This window comes from Bacillus sp. MRMR6 (assembly GCF_001940785.1).
GTDB lineage: Bacteria > Bacillota > Bacilli > Bacillales > Cytobacillaceae > Neobacillus.
The window spans coordinates 110,074-129,115 of sequence record NZ_MSLS01000010.1 but is presented as its reverse complement, the minus strand read 5'-3'; the positions used below and the strand labels follow the sequence as shown (position 1 = coordinate 129,115).

Below are 19,042 nucleotides of genomic sequence, written 5' to 3'. Positions count from 1 at the left end.
GGCAAAGTAGGCACGAGAATGGCTTTAAGTGACTTCTTCTTCTCTGTTCTTACGCAAAGAGGGCATTCCCTCAAAACTAGATAATGTAGAAGAAGTATTGTAAAAATTATCATTTTAATTTTGTGAAAAATTCAAATATCTAAATGTTTGTCCAAACACTTTTTTAATACAGGCATATTTTAACATATGAATGAAAGGAGGAATTATATTGTCTAAAAGAAATCACAATCGTTTTGATGATTCGGATGTTGCTGGTGTCAGCGATCGTTTTGACCACAAGGACCGCGATCGTTTTGATGATACCGACGTAGCAGGCGTTAGCGATCGAGATAGCAGGAGAAAACTAGTACTTGATGTTGACCAAGTTATTATTCGTGCAAACAAGGTAATCATTCTCGATGAAGATGATGACCGTAAAGATCATGATCGTAGGGATGATCGCAGGGATGATCGCAGGGATGATCGCAGAAGACCTTGGTGGATTTAGTTCGATAATATAGAAAAAGGGCAGTGAAGAATTTTAGATCACTGCCCTTTCATATAAACGCTTACATATTATTCTTTTCAAAAGCTACCATTAGTGCTTTACCTGCTTTTTCTAATGCTAATTTTCCCTGGTCGATCGCAGCTGCCATACTGATCCTGGACCAGGGATTACCCTTTCCTCAACCTTACCTACTAATTCAACTTCCACCAGTGGCAGGATAAGCTTGAATTTACAAAAAAAGACAACTCCACGGAAAGGAGCTGTCTTAGAAATAACCTGGTCTATAAAATCGGAGATAGAAGTCTTGAGATTGATTCTTTCATACGTACCCATAAGGACCTTTGCTGATATTCTTCAAAGGTTAATAATTTCGATACCAGCATATCTTCTTTAAAAATCTTGGTGAGTTCTTGTGAAATCTCTTCATCATATAGAAACGCATTAACTTCAAAATTAAGTTTAAAACTTCGATAATCGATATTTGCAGTCCCTACAGAGGCGATTTCTTCATCTACAATAATCGTTTTGGCATGAATAAAACCATTATTATATATATATACTTTTGCACCGATTTTAAGTAATTCTCCAATGTGTGACAGTGATGCCCAATATACAAACAGATGATCTGGTTTATTAGGAATCATAATATTTACATCTACGCCAGATAAACAGGCAATCCGGAGGGCATCTAATAAACTGCTGTCAGGGATAAAATAAGGGGTTTGAATATAAATCGATTTTTTTGCTGACATAATCATTTTTATATATCCATTTTTTATTTGTTCAAATTCTGAATCTGGACCACTCGTCACAATTTGAACTCCGATGTTTCCATGTGCTATATTCTCTGGAAAAAGGTTGGGAACATAATCAACATCATCATGATCAGAAGTCTGGTTCCAATCTAGAATAAATCTGACCTGGAGCGGATAAACAGCCGTACCTTGAATTCGCAGATGAGTGTCTCTCCAGTAGCCAAATTTAGGGTTTAATCCTAGATATTCATCACCCACATTAAAGCCGCCAACATAACCAATTTTTCCATCTATAATAACAATTTTCCGATGGTTGCGGAAGTTCATCCTTAAATTAATGAAGCGGAACTTCGAAGGAAAGAAAACCTCTACTTTGCCTCCTGCTGCACGAAAGTCTTTAAATAGACGTTTCGGTAGTCCCCTAGAACCAAGTTCATCGTAAAGCACCCTGACCTTAACTCCTTCTTTCGCCTTTGAAGTTAATGTTTCTATCAGTTTTTTTCCAAGATTATCGTTTTTAATAATATAGTATTGAATATGGATAAAATCTCTTGCGCTTTCAATATCTTTAAATAACTGCGCAAACTTCTCTTTCCCATCAGTGAAAAGTTCAATCGAATTGTCTTCGGTTAAGATGGCTTGATTGTTACTAAGATGCATATAAATTAAATCCCTGCTATCGCTGGTAAGGCGGTTTCGAAACTGAAATTCATTCGCTTTAAGTGTAGACAATTGATTTTTCAATACATCCTCGAAACCAGTCTTCTTAAGGTCATCCCAGTGAAACAGTTGTTTTCTGCTTAGGTTCCTTCCTAAGAGCAAATACATTACAAAACCTAGGATGGGGATAAAAAAGAGAACCAAAAGCCACGCCCAGGATGATCCAACATCCCTTCGCTCCTGAAAAATAACAATAAGTGCCAAAATAATATTTAGTACTAAAATTACACTAAGCAGGAAAGAAATAATATTCATAAAATTCCCTCTCCAAAAAATAATCACTATCTATAGTATAGTACATATATTCAACTTTGGCTTCTTTGATGCCCCTATAGATAACAGCCATTAAATATCCCATCATACAAAAATAGGAGAGCTGCCTCTCCTATCACATTAATATGGATCAGATACTCGTCCCAGTTCTTCTGCTTGCTGTACCGCTTCTTCCATTTTTGATGTTACAGATTCACTAGCTTTTTTAATACCTTCTGCAATTCTGCTACCATAATCAGGGTCACATTGTGTAAGCATGTCTATCATTCGAACTTGAATTTCTTTTCGACAAGAGGATAATGCACCAGAGAGATTCGAGATTAGTTCCTCTCTTTCCCAATCTGTGAACCTTCGGTAAGTTTCACCCGCTTGGCCAAAATTATTCTCACGTAAGATTTTCTCTCTAACAAGATTGCCTTCTATAAATGGCTGATGCTCTTGACCAGGATTATTTGCTTCCTTTAATCCGCCAATCAATGAAGGTTCATAATTCACATGAGGATTTTTCTGCTTTCCATAATCCTCCCGGAAATCCATTTGACCGCCTTCCTGGTTCGTTGCGACCTGCTTTTTAGGGCGATTGATTGGAAGCTGCAGATAATTTGAACCCACTCGATATCGCTGGGTGTCAGAGTATGAAAAGGTTCTTCCCTGTAATAATTTATCATCTGAAAAATCCAGACCATCTACAAGGACACCTGTCCCAAAGGCAACTTGTTCAACATCTGCAAAATAATTCTCTGGGTTTTTATTTAATACCATTCTACCGACTTTATGCCATGGGACATCTTCTTTATACCAGAGCTTTGTTGGATCGAGTGGATCATAGTCCAATTCGGGATGTTCTCCGTCCTCCATAATTTGAACATAAAGATCCCACTCAGGAAATTCCCCACGTTCAATCGCTTCATAAAGGTCCTGCGTTGCATGACTGTAATTTTTGCCCTGCAAGTCATCAGCTTCTTTTTGAGCTAGGTTTTTAATCCCTTGTTTTGGTTCCCAGTGATATTTTACAAGTACCGCTTTCCCTTCTTCATTTACCCATTTATAGGCATGCACACCTGACCCCTGCATCTGACGATAATTAGCCGGGATTCCCCATGGTGAGAAGACAAAAGTAATCATATGCATGGATTCAGGCTGTTGACATAAAAAGTCAAACATCCTCTCAGGGTCTGTAAGATTTGTGACCGGATCTGGCCTGAATGAATGGACCATGTCAGGAAACTTTAACGGATCACGTATAAAGAAGATTTTTAAATTATTTCCGACTAAATCCCAGTTCCCGTCTTCAGTATAAAATTTAATCGCAAAACCTCTAGGGTCACGGAGTGTTTCCGGTGAGTGGCCACCGTGAACAACTGTTGAAAATCGAACAAACACAGGCGTTTGTTTCTCTGTATTTGTAAAAACCTTTGCTCGGGTGTACTTAGAAATCGGCTCACCATCTATGGTTCCAAATGACTCAAAATATCCATGCGCACCAGCACCACGCGCATGAACGATTCGTTCTGGGATTTTTTCGCGATCAAAGTGACTGATTTTTTCTAAAAAGTCATAGTTCTCTAATGTGGTCGGTCCACGGCTACCTACGGTTCGTACATTCTGATTATCTGTTACTGGATGCCCTTGGCGGTTTGTTAAGATCTCTTCAGGATTATTCTTATCTTCACCTTTTACCATTTTTTACCCCCCTTTTTTACTCTAGTAAGTATTTCCATAAAGGAAGGGTATATGCGCTCAAGACTTATTATAGCGATTTTCCCTGAATATTCTCTACTAATTACAGCCCTTTATATCAATTTAAGTGCTTCCTTTATCAGTACTTTACCACCAACTAGATCAAAGGACCGGTAATAGGTATTTTCTTCAGTTAACGACTGCAAAATCGTTTTTGCTACATCCTCTCTAGGAATGGATCCACTCCTTATGTCCTCTGAAGCGGTTATTTTCCCAGTCCCCGGTTCATTCCTAAGACCACCAGGGCGAATAATCGTATAGGTTAATTCACTTTGTTCTAATATTTTGTCCGCATAGTATTTTGCAACATAGTATGGTTGCATGTTTTCATTCCAATGTTCCCGTCTATGTGCCTGAATGGCGCTAACCATAATAAATCTTTTAATCCCCACCATTTCTGCTGCTTCGATGGTCTTAACAGCACCATCTAAATCAATTAATAAGGTCTTATCATATCCAGTTTGGGCTCCCGATCCTGCTGTAAACACAATAGCATCGCTTCCCCTGGCTGCTTGAGCAATGTCTTCAACACTGTTTTCTAAGCAGGCTACCGAAACGTCAACCTCTAAACTCCTAAATACCTCTGCTTGTTCTTCCAATCGAACCATTGCTTTAACTGTGTGCTCACTACTTTCTCTTAATAGGTCTACTAACAGCTTACCAATTCTTCCATTTGCTCCTACGACAAAAACATTCATACCTTAAACTCCTTTGAATTCTTCTTGATAACTCGACTAAATTTCAGATTATTATCCTTATTGACGTAGAATTAGTAAACCATACATAAAAAACCTCTCGAACTCAGTTTAAATTCGAGAGGTTTTATGTTCATTCAGTTTTTGAAGAAGCAAGTTCATCTATACTTTGAAAAAATTCATTTTTCTTATCTGTAAGAAGCTTTTTCAATAGTGGTTTGCTCTGTTTAGCAGCAAGGATATAAAGAAAGTCCCCTTTTTGGATAACCGTAGTTCCTGTCGGAGTAATCAGCTGATTGTTTCGGATGATAGCATTGACAATTGCACCTTCTGGAAAGGGAATGTCAAGTAAAGTCTTTCCTATAATTGCGGCATCCTCTTCCATTTCATACTCAATCATTTCTGTGTTTACCTTACCGAGTGTAACAAGTTCAAGCGAATGCATGGGCGTTGATTTCTTAGGACCCGTTAATCCAAGTTTTACAGCTAATGGAGTAATGGTTGCTCCTTGTATTAAACAGCTAGTTAGGACAACAAAGAAAACAACATTGAATATTAGCTGACTGTTTTCCACATTTGCAAGCATTGGAAAAGTCGCCAAAACAATGGGAACCGCACCTTTTAACCCAGCCCAGGAAAGAAATGCCACTTCCTTATTTGAGTAATTCATTTTAAGAGTAGAAATAAAGACAGCAATCGGCCTAGCAATGAGCATTAAGATAGCTGAAATCACCACACCTTTAATAATAATATCCCACCTAAATAAATCAGAAGGAAAAACGAGTAGGCCTAAAATTACGAACATTAAGATTTGCATCATCCAAGCGAAACCTTCTGAAAAACGGAATACAGATTGGCGATAGGCAATTTCTGCATTTCCAATCATAATGGCTAACACATATACTGCAAGCAGTCCGCTTCCCTGCAGAAAGGCGGTCACTCCGTACGTGAGTAATGCAAAGGCAATTGCGAATATTGGATATAGACCACTAGAATCGAGATTAATTCGATTTAATGCCGCAACGGATAATTTTCCAAAAAGAAAACCAAGGATCAACCCTAGTCCCATCTGGATGAAAAAAGATCCGATTAACTTTAGAACACTTGCATCTGGGAGGGTTATCAACTCAATCATTGCAACCGTTAAAAAGACAGCCATCGGATCATTTGATCCTGATTCAGCCTCTAATGTAGTCCCGATCTTTTCTTTAATATTTTGACCTTTTAACACTGCGAATACAGCTGCTGCATCTGTTGACCCAACAATAGCACCGAAAAGAATTGCCTCGAGCCATCCTAAATCTAGAATAAACTTGCCAGCAACCGCTACAATTCCTGAAGTTAATAAGACCCCGACAGTTGCTAAAGAAAGTGAAGGTATAATAACAGGACGAAGTGTCTTCCATTTTGTTTGCAGTCCACCTTCGAAAAGGATCACGATAAGGGCAAAAACCCCAATTAATTGAGCTGTACTCGCATTATCAAAATAAATAATACCTAGGATATCGCTTCCCATAATCATTCCTACCAGCATAAAGAGAACGAGGGCAGGGAGCCCCATACGTGCCGAAAACTTAGTAGAAAGAACACCAATAATAAATAAAATAGCTGTTAGCAAAATAAAGGTATCTGTGTGTAAAATATCCTCGAACATATTTTTCAACTCCTTTTTTATAAATTTACATCTAGTTTAATAAGAATAGATTTATTAGCAGGCACACCAATATATTGGCGTGTTTCAGATGGATTTGACTGTTGGAGTCTTTTTTGGATAAGGGAAATAGCTATCCCTTTTGTGTAGGCATGATAACCAAAAGTTTTTCTTAAGGTATGGGTACCAATAGATCCCTCTATACCTGCCTGTTTTGCTGCTTCATTGATAATCCGATAAGCTTGCTGCCGTGTAATTGGTTCAGATCGCTTTCTAGACTTAAACAGGAAGTCGTCATATTGAAGTGATCCTTGCAAAATATACGACTGGATAGTTTGGCGAACCTCTTTGTTAAGGTAAATAGGAGGGTCCACTAGGGCAGAGTGAGAGAGGTACTGACGAGTATCACCAGATTCAGTCATAATGTCTTTTACATATAGGTGAAGTAAATCATGTATTCTAATTCCTGTATTTATACCAAGTAAAAACAAACAATAATCCCGTGCTGAGCGATTTTGTAGGTATGTTTTTATTGAAAGTAATTGCTTTTTATCTGTAATTGCATCAACAGTTTTCATAAGTCACCATCCAATATGTTACATAATATATTATATCACATATTTATGTAACATTTTAATCGTATGCTTTAATTATTGTCTAAAAATTAAAAACACATGAACCATTAGGATCATGTGTTTAAAACAGTTCAAAAAAACACCTATATGAACAATCCCCAGTAAAAAGGAATTTTCCAAATTTCCAGCTATACATAAGTAGAAAAATGCATGCACCCGTACCCAATCCAAATGCAGTAAAATAAACTAGTTCACTATTAAAGCTTAATGACATTTATGATGCTCCTTAACATTTAATGGTGGTAATAGGGTGCCCATTGTTAATTCCAAATAAAAACACTCAAAAAACAACAATAATTTTTTCCGCTGAAATGGTTGAATTTACCTAAAAATGATAAAATTAACTAGTTAATTGTTAATACAAACATGGAGGTGTTACTATATTTACATTTTTTAAAGCACTAGTTGGGTTGTTGATTCTAGATTTGTATTTTGTCTTTATCCCTTCTCTTCTAAAAAATCCTTTCCTTCAATTTGCAGGTTTGCTGGCTTTTTTTCCACTCGCCTTTTTCGTTACAAAATGGGTAGGTCTCGGTGGTTTAAAGGGGATAGGACTTGTCTTTCACAGAGGCTGGTTAAAAAACTTCTTCTTAAGTTTTTGTATTGGTTTCCTTTTTTGGCTTCTAATGTACGGAATCCAATTTTTAAGTGGTGATTTAGAATGGGTCGGGATCAGAAAGTCATCAGAAATTTTGATGCCTCTGTTAATCATTTTAGTTGGATTCTTTATGGGGTCATTTATTAACGATTTAATTTTCAGAGGCTATGTTATTAGTTTCTTACAAGATAAACTGCCTATTGGCTGGGTATTTACAATCAGTATTTTCATTTATGCACTTGACGATTATTGGTATGCAGGCTTTAGCTTAAGTAATTTACTGTTTTCAGTTATTCTAGGCCTCTCCCTCACCTATGCCTTCTATAAGACAGGCTCCATTTGGGCTAATACAGGCATTCACTATGGATTGAACGTAGCCTACGGCCTCTTTTTTGGAATGGTTGGGAACCCAGGCACTTCCATTATGATCGTTAAGGAGTCTGTCAACCAAACAACAACAATTGGTGCCATTAGTCACTACCTAATACCTGCGATTATGTTCCTTTTCCTTTTGATAGGGATGAAATTTTACCACAAAAACACAAATCAAAATAATAACAAATTACCTTTCTCGGCTTAAGTATTAGGAATATTTCTTCATATTTCTGTACATGACTTCCCTACCACTACTCCATACTAAGGCTCAAGGAGGGAGAATCATGGATGTAAATTTATTTACACGGCATGAAGTAAAACTTGAGGACGGAAGTTATAAAGTTATCCTTCATATTAATCCCTTACAAGAAGAATTTGGCGTAGAGTTTGGAGAACTGTTAAGAGCTGTTAAACCAAAGGCTTTAAAAACCTCTGCCATTGAGTATGTCCAAAAGAACCTGCCTAACGTCAAAATGGCTTCTGTAATTGTAATGTCTGGTTCAATATTATTAGGTAACTTTGATTACAGAAAAACATATGCTCATGAGGCACAGTTTAATATGTCTTATTTATATTTTGGTACCACTTCATCCTATATCTCACAAATAGACCGAACAAAAGGAAATTTAAACCTTGTATCACCAAGTTACTTTGACATTAACGTGGATGGGTCCTTAAGCATCACAAAACAATTTGACCCTGCTTTCGTTAATGAAATGCATAAAAGAAATATAAAAGTTGTTCCCTTTTTAAGTAACCACTGGGACAGAGAGGTTGGTAGAGCAGGATTAAAAAATCGGGAATTACTATCCCAGCAAATAGCAGATTTTATTATGAAGAATAATCTAGATGGTGTTCAAGTAGATATCGAAAATGTATCCGAGAGTGACAGGGATCATTACACAGACCTAGTAAAACTCCTAAGAGCAAAGCTGCCAAATCATAAGGAAGTTTCTGTAGCGGTCGCTGCTAATCCTAATGCATGGTCAAAGGGATGGCATGGATCGTATGACTATGTTGAATTAGCAAAATACTCTAATTATATTATGATTATGGCTTACGACGAAAGCTTTCCTGGAAGCCTTGAAGGACCAGTAGCAAGCCACCCTTGGGTAGAACGTTCGATTCAATACGCTATAGCACAAGGAGTTCCATCGGAAAAAATCGTATTAGGGATCCCCTTTTATGGCCGCTACTGGAAAAATGGCGATTCAAATGGTGGAGATGGTATTTCTAACACTAGAGTTGATGAAATGTTATCTCGTTACGGTGGAACAGTTACCTTTGATGAAGCTACAAAATCACCCAAAGCGACGATTACAATAAAAAACACCGATCAATCGATGATAATTGGAGGTAAAACATTAGGACCTGGTACGTATACCATTTGGTTTGAAAATAGTCAGTCCATAAAAGCTAAGATTGATTTAGTACATAAATATAATTTAAAGGGAACGGGAAGCTGGAGCCTAGGACAAGAAAATCCAACCGTTTGGACTGACTATAAGACTTGGATGCTTACCCATGACAACGCACCTCAGCATCCACCTACTACTGAAAACATTCTAGACAATAATAATTATCCCACCCATACTGTTCAGTCTGGGGACACTTTAACAAAGATTGCTGTTATGAACAATTTAACCATTAAACAACTTATGGAATACAATAATTTACTTTCTGATAAAATTTTAATTGGACAAGTACTCTATTTGGTACCTCCAACTACCACGTTACCACCTAAAAATGCTGACCTTACCACTCCAGAAATCACTGGATGGGTAAAACAAGGTACAGATTGGGTCTATTATGAATTATCCGGGAAACTGAAAACTGGCTGGCTACTTGACGGAGGAAAATGGTATTTTTTAAAGAACAATGGCATTATGGCTACAGGATGGATTCTAACTGGCGGTAAATGGTATTACTTAGAAAATAGCGGAGCAATGAAAACCGGATGGGTTAAAGATGCCGGCGTTTGGTATTTTTTAGAGAACAGCGGTGCAATGAAGACCGGGTGGCTATTGACTGGCGGTAAAAAAAATTATTTACATCACAATGGATCAATGGCTACGGGTTGGAAAGAGATTAACGGGAAATGGTACTTTTTCTACACGAGTGGTGAAATGGCATCAAATACAACAATCAACGGTTATAAACTAAACCAAGATGGTGTATGGGTTCGTTAGAGTACATCCACTAAAGGCCATGAGTTCATCATGGCTATTTTTGTTGCATTATTTTTTTATATCTTCTACTATCGGATTGATAAAAATCTGTTGTTTTTTGGTTTGAAAAGGAGTTCCCGATAATAAAATGGAATTAGTAATAAAGATGTGTAAGATATAAAGGAAGTTTGGAGAGGGGAAAAACAATATGATAGAAGAGTTTCGGTTCTCACACCGGCTAAAGGTACGCTACTCTGAAATAGACGGGCAAAAGATTGTTTTTAATGCACATTACTTAACATACATTGATGTGGCTGTTTCGGAGTATTTCGAGAAAGTGTTGCACCTAAACTCTGATAGTGAGTTTGACTTTGTATTAGCAAAGTCAACACTTGAATACAAAAATCCAGCCTATTTAAACGATTGGCTTACCATTTGGTGCCGAATGGAACATGTAGGAAATAAGAGTATGACTATGAAATTTCTTATCACGAAAGAGGAACAAATTGAACCGATTCTACTTGCTGAAATTATTTATGTGAGTGTTGACCATAATACGAAAAAATCAACACCAGTTCCCCATTTTGTCCGAGAGCAGATTGAAAACTTTGAGTGTGAATACCAATAAATCCACATCTGAGCAGATGTGGATTTATTTGTTTTCAAAACATATTCTATTAAAAGTTTGGAGATAATAACCACGATTAAGATGAAAGGATGGGATGTAACATGTCATTAGAATGGTTTGACAGGGTATGTGGAGAGCTGCAGGATCACCTCGAATCTATTTGTGAAGAATATGATCAGGTCGGTCAAATGTCTATTGAAAGAGCTGCGAAACACCCAAGGATTGAATTTTTTGTTGAAACAGCAGATATGGATACGGAAGAACTTGACCGCGACTATTTCTGTACAGTATTCTTTGATCCACAAAATGAAGAATTTTATATCGATACATTCGATGTCGATACTGGACATACCGCGAAGATCATCCTTTCGGACATAGAAGAAATTATTCACGAAGTCCACGAAAGTCTACATGATTACATGAACGACGATGATCACTACACCGATGATGGCGTTTATCTAACTTCTGAAGATGATGATGTTTATGATGAAGCTGACCCTATGATGGATATGGTGGATGATAACGATGGTGTAGAGTACTATGAGGTCGAAGGTGTGGATAGCGGCGATATTTTTGAAGAGATTGATGTCGAATGGTCAACACCAGAGGTTACTGCCTTTAAACATGAAGACGAAGTGGAAGTCACCTATCAATTTGGTGTTGTGGAAGAGACTGGTGATGGTGTTCTAAGACGAGTAAATCGAATCTGGACAACCGATGATGAATTAATAAAAGATGAATCTCATTTTATCTTTAGTAAAGAAGAGGCTAGCACGATTATTGCCATGATTGCCAGTCATATGGATCAATTAAGTGATTTTGATTTCGATCAAATGCCATAAACAAGGGGAGCATACCATTTTGGTATGCTCCATGTTTTAACCACTTACTCCAAAATAACACCGGATTGATAATCTCTCATGAAACTTTCTAAAGTCTCTTCGACATTTTCATTTGCCTCATGCACCTGGACAATGACTTCATTCCGTTGATTGACCGCTACAATGTTCACATCATGGAAWCGGTTGATATACATTTGGACACGCAAATCATTGGCAATATTATTGGCTTCAAATTGGTCTTGGATCAAGAACCGGAAATTTTTCAAAAATCGTCACCCTTTCACCCTTACAATTAGGACATACTTTGATAGTTTTTCCGGGTTATATAAAATTATTTATATTAGTTTACATAATAATATTACAAAGCGATCGTAAGGGCATAATTTGGCCGAGTAAATATATTGGAAAAACTACAAATCTTTCATCATTATTGAACAATATCTCTCATGGCATCATGTACCTGATTAAAGGCAACTTCAAAGCCCGCATAATGTAAAGAATCCCTGGATAAGGGATTCTTTAGGAATTTACTAATATCTGAACAATTTTATCCTCAATCTTCTTCCCTTTACGGTCATCAAGTAAATTGTTCAACATTATTGAAAAAATAAGTGTTTGTCCACTATTTGTTTTCACGTATCCTGATAAAGAACTGACGGTTGAAATGGTTCCGGTTTTTGCCCTAATAGTATCATTAAGCAGCGGATTTTTCATTCGATTTCTTAATGTCCCCCCAGTCATTTTTTCACTAGAACCTGCAATCGGCAGAGAGTTTAAATATGGTTGAAACCAACTTTCATCCTGTATTGAAAATAACAGTTGAGAAATTTGTGTTGCAGGGATTAAATTCACATGTGAGATCCCTGATCCATCCCTTAGTACTAAGGTAGATGTATTAATGCCTAGCTTAGATAACTCCTCCTCCATTACTTCAAGACCCTTTTCCCAACTTCCTTCGTCCTTGACTACCCTCCCCATTTCTTTCACTAAGGTTTCGGCATGGCCGTTATTGCTTAGCTTCATGAATGGAACAAGCAGCTCAGATAACGGAATGGATTGGCGCGTATGTAAAACATGAGCTTCTTTAGGAGTTATCGCTGTTTTCGTTTTTCCTGTCACTTCAATACCTTGTTCAACAAGTGATTGCTTAAAAAGCGCTAATGCATAGCGGGTCGGTTCCCAAACACCGATCCATTCCTTTTGCGTCTTTGACTTAACTGGTAACGTTCCGCTAATTGTAATCGTGTTCGTTGCATGTTCGCGTTCAATGGTAAGCTGTTTTTTGCCATCCTCTAGAACAGTTTCCGTTCGATTGACGATTTTTACATAATCAGTTGCAGGGGTAACGTTCACCTCTGCTTTTTCTCCCCTATGTTTGCCCGGCAAGATGTCAATCATCACCGACCCTGAATCAAAATCACTTGTTGGGGACGCAGTCAATGCTGAGATTTGTGCGCCATAATAGGCTTGTTCGTCACTCCAGGATAAGTCAGTAGAATAGCGGACATCATCATACCACGTATCATCGCCGATTAAATCTCCGTTTATTTTTTTTATACCAAGGTTTTTCAATTCTGCAGCCATTTTATCGAAGTCTTCTTTTAAAAGAGTCGGGTCTCCCTTTCCTTTTAAATAAAGGTTCCCATTAAGGATCTTCTTCTTCACTTTCCCATCCGTGAGTACTTCTGTTTTAAAGGCGTAATCTTCCCCTAAGACAGATAAAGCGGCCGCAGCCGTCAACAGCTTCATGTTCGATGCTGGCCGGAGACGGATATTTCCAAAATGATCATAAATCACTTCTCCAGTTGCAGCATTACGGACACTGACTCCGGCAATGGCTCCTTGTAAATCGGGATCTTCGTTTAACAGTTGAGTCAGCTGCTGTGCCCAATGATCTACTGCATATACGGGATGTGTTTGTGGAATGGAAGCAGCAAGCAGTAGTATCAGAAATATCACATTCAATCTTTTCAGCAAAACCAGTTCCAACTTTCTCTTTTTTCATAAAGTCTATCCCAAAAAAGACAACCTTATTTCATCACACTACTATTTTTACTCAAATAATTCCAATTCTGCGGTGCTGCCAGGCTAATTTGCCAGAATGTTGCCCCTAACAGTTGATAACGATCAATTAAACGATATTTTTCTATAAAACTTCTAATGTCTTCATACCAAACAACATGCTCTACGCCAGTACTCCAATGCCGATACCATGGCGACATCGAAGGTAGGTCAAATTGGATGGGAGATCCTATAGAAATGGCTTGGTTTTGGGCAGTTGCTATTGCCAATGCACGAGTGGCATTTGTCCCAACGACCTTGTCATAGCCATAAAGCGGCATCGCAATTTGTAGTTTACGAGGATTGATTTGGGTGATGGAATATTGAACAACCTGCTCCATCCACCAAATAGGAGAAACCGGATCTGGCGGGCCGCCCGGGTATCCATAGTCAATTGTCATGACCGCAACAATGTCTGCGACACTTCCAATCGCGGCGTAATCATATGCCCCAATGATCCGATTCGTTGGAATATCTTCCGTTTTTGCATGGACATTAACATGCAAAATCAACTCTCCTAATGCATTCTTTAATTCTCTTAAAAATAGATTAAAATCATTGCGTCGAGGCGGGGGTATAAATTCAAAATCGATACTAACTCCTCCGTAACCTCTTTGCCTTGTTAAATTGACCATACTTTCTACCAAATTTCTGCGGAATTCCGGGTTTCCAAGCACCTGACCTGCCAGCTCCGCACTAAAATCCACTCCGGTAAAATTACGAATCATTAATAAGGGAGTGATATTTAACTGTTTACTCCGCTCCACTATCGCTGAATCTTCTATCTCGTTATAGGCATAGCCTTCAGCTGTAAATGAATAGGCTACGACCGCTAGATACGTTAGTTGATCGGCGAGTGTATCGAGAATTGCAAGGATGCGGCTGTCGCCTGATGGCACAATAAACCCTAGTGTCGCTATGTCTAATTTAACCGGTGATGGGATGTTAATTATCTGCCCTATGAAAAGCTGGTTCGGGTCGATCCCAGGATTTGCTCCAAGTATCACTGAGATGTCCACACGAAACTGCTGGGCTAGTTTCCATATATGATCACCTTGCTTGATTCGGTAGGAGCGAATTGCTAATTGGTTGTCTGGTATGTACAGCGCGAGTCCAGGAACAAGGGAACTTGTTGGTGGCAAAGCATTTAGTTCAATGATTGATTGAATGGGGGTACCATATCGACTAGAAATTGCCCACAAACTTTCTCCAGAACGAACCACATGAATGCCCATCATCTCACACTCCTTTACCATCATCATATGGACATTTCTCTTGGAATATGAAAAAACGAACTAGTGAAACCAGTTCGTTTTTCCTGCCTACAACCGAGGATCAATTGGTTCAGCTTCTAAAGCGAGTATGCCTAACACACACTCATGAACACGTTCTAAGGATTCTCTTCGTATAAATCGATTAACAGCCTCTACACCGAGAGAGAATTCCTTTAATGCATTTCGCTGTTTCTTGCCAGCATTTCGTTTCTTTAACCTAGACAGATTTTCAGGCAGCAAATAATCGATTCCATAAATGATATGCAAATACTTACGACCCCTCACTTTTATTGCTGGCTGAAGGAGTTTCCCTTTGTGTCGTGTAACAAACGATTCCGGTTTGACAACAAATCCTTCATGACCCTCTTCGGTCATTTCTTCCCACCATTTAATGGCCGCTTTCATGGACTCTTCATCATTAACCACCCGGTAGTCTGTTTCCACAAACAACCCTGAAATTCTGCTGAATTCTTTGTTTTTTTCCATATGCCACGTATGTGGCTTGTCAAAAAAGGTTTCCGTGCTGTGTGCCAATGTATGGAAGGGTGCAATTTGGATTCCTTCAAATCCTTCTGTGTCCCAGCAATATTTCTGATACACTTTATTGAACACATTAGCGTTTTCCATTCCTGTATCCACTTCTTTAATCCAACCCGCAACATCTTTTCCGCTTTCAAGAGCTGTTTGAAGGGATGCATGTAACTTTTCGCGGTCAAGTAAGGCCATTTCACCAACATGTGCATATTGATTGACTATTAGGTCTTTTGCTTTAAGATTCCAAGGAAGAATTTCCGCATCAAGCAGCACAAAATCTGTGTTATACATTTCGAAATAACCACTTTTCACTAAGTCCTCATTCAGGAGTGTAACAATTTGTTCTTCTAGTTCTTTATTGAAAAAGGCCCTGCCTGTCCGGGTATATATGGTACCCAAGGTTTCTCTGCCAACATAATCCTTGGCAATTTCCTTATTTTTAAATAAAAATAATATTCCCCGGCTGCCCATATGTTTCTTTTCAACCACCATTGTATCTACACCATTAGCTTGGTAATATTCAAAGGCTTCCATCGGGTGCTCGAGATACCCATCTAATCGCGAAGGTTTCGGCGTTGGACTCATCGTTGGCGGAAGATAGACAATTTCCTCAAGCGGCAGCGTATAATGTGATAAGTCGTCCAGAGCTGGCTTAACACCATCATCATAAATCATAATTTCTCCGTAAGGTTCCGTTAATACCGAATATCCGTTCAAGAACTTTCTTATATTTGGAGCTGAGAGCCTCTTCAGTTCCCATTCCTTTAATGGATTGTCAGGCACATTCGCATAATCCTGCTTTGCCTTGACCGCGACAAAATGTCTTTCCGGATAACGATAAGCGGTTAAACTGCCTCCGAATACGACACCTTGATCAATATTTAAAGTGTTATTCACCAATAATGGCTGTGGTTTTGGATCATGCCCCCAAAGAATGAGTTCACTTGTTTGATGAGAAACTGACCAATCTTTTCTGATTGGCTTCCCATGTTCATCAAGTCCCCCGTGATCTCCGTACCGACAAAAATCAGAAATGCGGGGCGACTGCTTGCCGATATAGTGATCCTTTATTCCAGCATGAACGGCTACCACAGCATTCACACCATTCTTTTGAATAATATAATGGGATTTTGCTTCTAAAAGCAACTCTTTGATTTGCGCCTTTACCTTTTCCGTTTCTTCACGACCGTACTGGCGCTTGAAATCTTCAAATTCTGCGGCTACATTTTCATCACCATGTGCCAACGTAACATTTTTTCCATCAAGCCAGCGGGCAATTTTCCAGCCGTGATTACTATCAATCATATAGGCATAACCTGCTGCAACGTGCTTTTGGAAAAATTGTAACGTGTCTATTGACCTTGGTCCTCGGCTCAGAACATCTCCTAGCGAAAGGATTTTTCTTCCCTCCGGATGAATATAATACCCCTCCTCGTTTTCCTGATAACCAAGTTTGTTCAGGATCTCAAGAAATTCATCATAGCAGCCGTGTATGTCTCCGATCAAATCGATTCCGTTACCCACATCAATGGTCAATGGGTTATCAAGACGGTTGATATTTAGGACTTGCAGCTCTTCCTCCCCAAGCATGTAGACACGGCGATAAGGTTTCTTTTTAATGAAGCGGAGGGTATTTTTAAAATGTTGATACTGCTGTTTAATTCGATTTCGGCCCCGAGGAAAAGCCCGCTCGTTGTCTCGTCTCATTAATTCTGTTTCTGAAATATTTAAAACCATTGCAATTACGGGCACATGGTATTTTTTGCCCATTTGCAGATATTTTTCATGTTCTTCTTCTCGTAAATGGGTAGCATCAATAAAGGTTAATTTATTGAGTTTGCTTCGTTTTGCAATGACATAATCCATCGCATCAAATGCGGCATTGGATATTTGTTGATATTCATCAAAAAGTGCATCACTTTCGTCTTTTGGACGCCCGTTCCAGCTAATAAACTCAATATCGCTTACAAGAATACGGAATTGGTCAGAACTGACCAATTCAGAAGTGAGAATCTGATTTTCTTCGATTAATTGATTTAATAGGGTTGTTTTACCCGTATTACTAGGTCCTACAAGCAAGATAATTCCGGCATGTGGTAAATGGATTGTTGTCATCTTCCCTCCTCCCTTCTGAAAATGGCCATTTGTGTTGGATGTCCGTATGCCGGATGCTCCTCCCCAATCCCTTGAATGCTGATTTGATAAGGAGAATTCAAGGTCCACTCTTTTACTTTTTGAACAAATTCAGCTCTTGTCCATTCAAAACGGTGATCATCATGACGCATATTTTCTTCCATTTCATAGAGCACATTGTATTCCTGGTTGGGCGTAGTCACTATAAGCGTCTTTGGACGGTAATCATTCAGTATCGTATCAAAGATTTTAGGCAGCCTATCCTCATCAATGTGTTCAATCACTTCACACAAGATGATAATATCTTTGTTTTGCAAGCGGCTGTCAAAATAAAACAATGACCCAGCTAATGATTGTGGTTCTACATATCCTTCTTTTGCATTTACTTGCTCAAATCGTTCGATTGCCTTGATTCGAGCTTTATTAGAAGGCTCAATGGACAAAATTTCTGTTACTCCTTTTAAAAAACCCAATTGGACTGAGAGTTTTCCTTCCCCAGCGCCAAGGTCCACGATTGAGTCTTTTTCCGGTAAAGTGCGAATCAATTCAAGGATTGCCTCGTAACGAAGGTCATTTAAGCGAATCCTCGGGCTCTCTTTCTGGCTGTAGTTAGTCTGTCTTTTTTCATAATATTTAGATTGAGATATTAACGCATTAAACCTTAGGGCACGCTTAACAATCATCTGCTTTAATGGATGGCTCTCCAACCAACCCTCGCCGTAGCGTTCCAGCTTTTCAACTTCTCTTTCATCTAAGAAATAATGCTTATAATTATCGATTACCGGAACTAGAATAGAAACATGCTTTAAAGCGTTCTGAACCGTTTGTCTGCCAAATATCGTTACAAACCGAGCTGTGCTTTTATCACGGATGTTACTTTCACCGCGTTGTATTGTAACTTTGTAGTCCATTGGTTCAAACAACTCAACAAGTTCATGGTCACGTAAATCGGTTGACACTGGCCCAAACGCCAGCTCCATTTCAAATGGATGGTTAACCCACTCTACATAAGCTTCATCAGGCTTTCCATTCAAAGCAGTGCCAAGAGCCTTGCGAATGGTGGTGATAAAAAGGCTGCTGACAGCAAACTCGCGGTCATTTATGTAATGGGTAATATCATAGGAATCAGCTGAATTTCGGACTAAATCAATTGGATCCGGCTTTACGTAAATAACAAACTGTACTTCTTCTTTCGTAAAAACAGGGTAAAAGAGGCGTACCTTAAAATCTTTCTCATTCCGATCATACAAATTATCCGGATTTTTCGCGATCAGATAAGAAACCATCTCTGCACCGGAACCCCTTACGGTTAATGATAACTGCATCTTTTTTTGCACATCACTTTCCTCTGAAGAATAATTACACATACCTATTATCATGACACAAAAATAGTTATTAAAAAATCACAGGGACGGTTCTTGCGCTTCTTTCGTTTAGCTAAACGAAAGAAGCAGAAGAACCGTCCCCATGACT

14 protein-coding genes and 1 pseudogene are annotated in these 19,042 nt (G+C 38.6%); 5 read left to right on the top strand and 10 right to left on the bottom strand.

Features of this window, described 5'->3' with window-relative positions; all coding sequences use genetic code 11:
- Positions 1-208 precede the first annotated feature (208 nt).
- The gene (locus tag BTR25_RS12270; protein WP_075688347.1) at positions 209-487 is read left to right on the top strand and encodes a hypothetical protein; all 279 of its coding nucleotides are present in this window, start codon (positions 209-211) and stop codon (positions 485-487) included.
- 281 nt (positions 488-768) lie between these two features.
- Here the strand turns inward: BTR25_RS12270 and cls are convergent, their stop codons facing one another.
- The 5 genes and pseudogenes from cls to BTR25_RS12245 form a co-directional block, all read right to left on the bottom strand.
- A complete protein-coding gene (gene cls, locus BTR25_RS12265; RefSeq protein ID WP_075688346.1) occupies positions 769-2,217 on the bottom strand; it encodes a cardiolipin synthase in 1,449 nt (482 codons plus the stop codon).
- A 138-nt stretch (positions 2,218-2,355) separates the two neighbouring features.
- Positions 2,356-3,912 (bottom strand): annotated as a pseudogene (locus tag BTR25_RS12260) (catalase); the annotation flags it as partial.
- Between the two features lie 116 nt (positions 3,913-4,028).
- Positions 4,029-4,673: an SDR family oxidoreductase gene (locus tag BTR25_RS12255; RefSeq protein WP_075688344.1), complete on the bottom strand. Its 645-nt coding sequence runs from the start codon at positions 4,671-4,673 to the stop codon at positions 4,029-4,031.
- 130 nt (positions 4,674-4,803) lie between these two features.
- Positions 4,804-6,324, bottom strand: a complete 1,521-nt coding sequence (locus BTR25_RS12250) for a potassium/proton antiporter (RefSeq protein ID WP_075688343.1) — start codon at positions 6,322-6,324, stop codon at positions 4,804-4,806.
- A 17-nt stretch (positions 6,325-6,341) separates the two neighbouring features.
- Positions 6,342-6,899, bottom strand: coding sequence for a tyrosine-type recombinase/integrase (locus tag BTR25_RS12245; protein ID WP_075688342.1), 558 nt, complete (start codon positions 6,897-6,899; stop codon positions 6,342-6,344).
- Between the two features lie 470 nt (positions 6,900-7,369).
- Here BTR25_RS12245 and BTR25_RS12240 point away from each other — a divergent pair, with 470 nt between their 5' ends.
- From BTR25_RS12240 to BTR25_RS12225, 4 genes are all read left to right on the top strand, one after another.
- Positions 7,370-8,134, top strand: coding sequence for a CPBP family intramembrane glutamic endopeptidase (locus BTR25_RS12240; protein ID WP_139311228.1), 765 nt, complete (start codon positions 7,370-7,372; stop codon positions 8,132-8,134).
- Between the two features lie 79 nt (positions 8,135-8,213).
- On the top strand, positions 8,214-10,118 hold the full coding sequence (locus BTR25_RS12235) for a glycosyl hydrolase family 18 protein (protein WP_075688340.1): 1,905 nt from the start codon (positions 8,214-8,216) through the stop codon (positions 10,116-10,118).
- 187 nt (positions 10,119-10,305) lie between these two features.
- Positions 10,306-10,725 carry an acyl-CoA thioesterase gene (locus BTR25_RS12230; RefSeq protein ID WP_254842695.1) on the top strand — a complete coding sequence of 140 codons (420 nt, stop codon included), beginning with the start codon at positions 10,306-10,308 and terminating at the stop codon, positions 10,723-10,725.
- A gap of 101 nt (positions 10,726-10,826) precedes the next feature.
- Positions 10,827-11,567 carry a hypothetical protein gene (locus BTR25_RS12225; RefSeq protein ID WP_075688339.1) on the top strand — a complete coding sequence of 247 codons (741 nt, stop codon included), beginning with the start codon at positions 10,827-10,829 and terminating at the stop codon, positions 11,565-11,567.
- A gap of 44 nt (positions 11,568-11,611) precedes the next feature.
- On the opposite strand, the gene BTR25_RS12220 is transcribed toward BTR25_RS12225, so the two are convergent.
- From BTR25_RS12220 to BTR25_RS12200, 5 genes are all read right to left on the bottom strand, one after another.
- Positions 11,612-11,833 (bottom strand): hypothetical protein, encoded by a 222-nt coding sequence (locus BTR25_RS12220; RefSeq protein WP_075688338.1) that lies wholly within the window; start codon positions 11,831-11,833, stop codon positions 11,612-11,614.
- A gap of 253 nt (positions 11,834-12,086) precedes the next feature.
- Positions 12,087-13,544, bottom strand: a complete 1,458-nt coding sequence (dacB, locus tag BTR25_RS12215; RefSeq protein ID WP_483295253.1) for a D-alanyl-D-alanine carboxypeptidase/D-alanyl-D-alanine endopeptidase — start codon at positions 13,542-13,544, stop codon at positions 12,087-12,089.
- Positions 13,545-13,597: 53 nt separating this feature from the next.
- The gene (locus tag BTR25_RS12210) at positions 13,598-14,890 is read right to left on the bottom strand and encodes a LysM peptidoglycan-binding domain-containing protein (RefSeq protein ID WP_368482988.1); all 1,293 of its coding nucleotides are present in this window, start codon (positions 14,888-14,890) and stop codon (positions 13,598-13,600) included.
- A gap of 60 nt (positions 14,891-14,950) precedes the next feature.
- Entirely contained in the window at positions 14,951-17,551 is a 2,601-nt protein-coding gene (locus tag BTR25_RS12205; RefSeq protein ID WP_075688336.1) for a polynucleotide kinase-phosphatase, read from the bottom strand.
- Complete coding sequence (locus BTR25_RS12200; protein WP_254842694.1) at positions 17,548-18,906, bottom strand: 3' terminal RNA ribose 2'-O-methyltransferase Hen1; 1,359 nt, start codon at positions 18,904-18,906, stop codon at positions 17,548-17,550. The genes BTR25_RS12205 and BTR25_RS12200 overlap by 4 nt, the downstream gene beginning before the upstream one ends.
- Between the last annotated feature and the right edge of the window lie 136 nt (positions 18,907-19,042).

What these genes read in the sequence shown, in the direction of transcription:
- cls (WP_075688346.1), bottom strand. Translation starts at nt 2,217, where the DNA reads ATGAATATTATTTCTTTCCTGCTTAGTGTAATTTTAGTACTAAATATT.
- BTR25_RS12255 (WP_075688344.1), bottom strand. Translation starts at nt 4,673, where the DNA reads ATGAATGTTTTTGTCGTAGGAGCAAATGGAAGAATTGGTAAGCTGTTA.
- BTR25_RS12250 (WP_075688343.1), bottom strand. Translation starts at nt 6,324, where the DNA reads ATGTTCGAGGATATTTTACACACAGATACCTTTATTTTGCTAACAGCT.
- BTR25_RS12245 (WP_075688342.1), bottom strand. Translation starts at nt 6,899, where the DNA reads ATGAAAACTGTTGATGCAATTACAGATAAAAAGCAATTACTTTCAATA.
- BTR25_RS12235 (WP_075688340.1), top strand. Translation starts at nt 8,214, where the DNA reads ATGGATGTAAATTTATTTACACGGCATGAAGTAAAACTTGAGGACGGA.
- BTR25_RS12230 (WP_254842695.1), top strand. Translation starts at nt 10,306, where the DNA reads ATGATAGAAGAGTTTCGGTTCTCACACCGGCTAAAGGTACGCTACTCT.
- BTR25_RS12225 (WP_075688339.1), top strand. Translation starts at nt 10,827, where the DNA reads ATGTCATTAGAATGGTTTGACAGGGTATGTGGAGAGCTGCAGGATCAC.
- BTR25_RS12210 (WP_368482988.1), bottom strand. Translation starts at nt 14,890, where the DNA reads ATGATGATGGTAAAGGAGTGTGAGATGATGGGCATTCATGTGGTTCGT.
- BTR25_RS12205 (WP_075688336.1), bottom strand. Translation starts at nt 17,551, where the DNA reads ATGACAACAATCCATTTACCACATGCCGGAATTATCTTGCTTGTAGGA.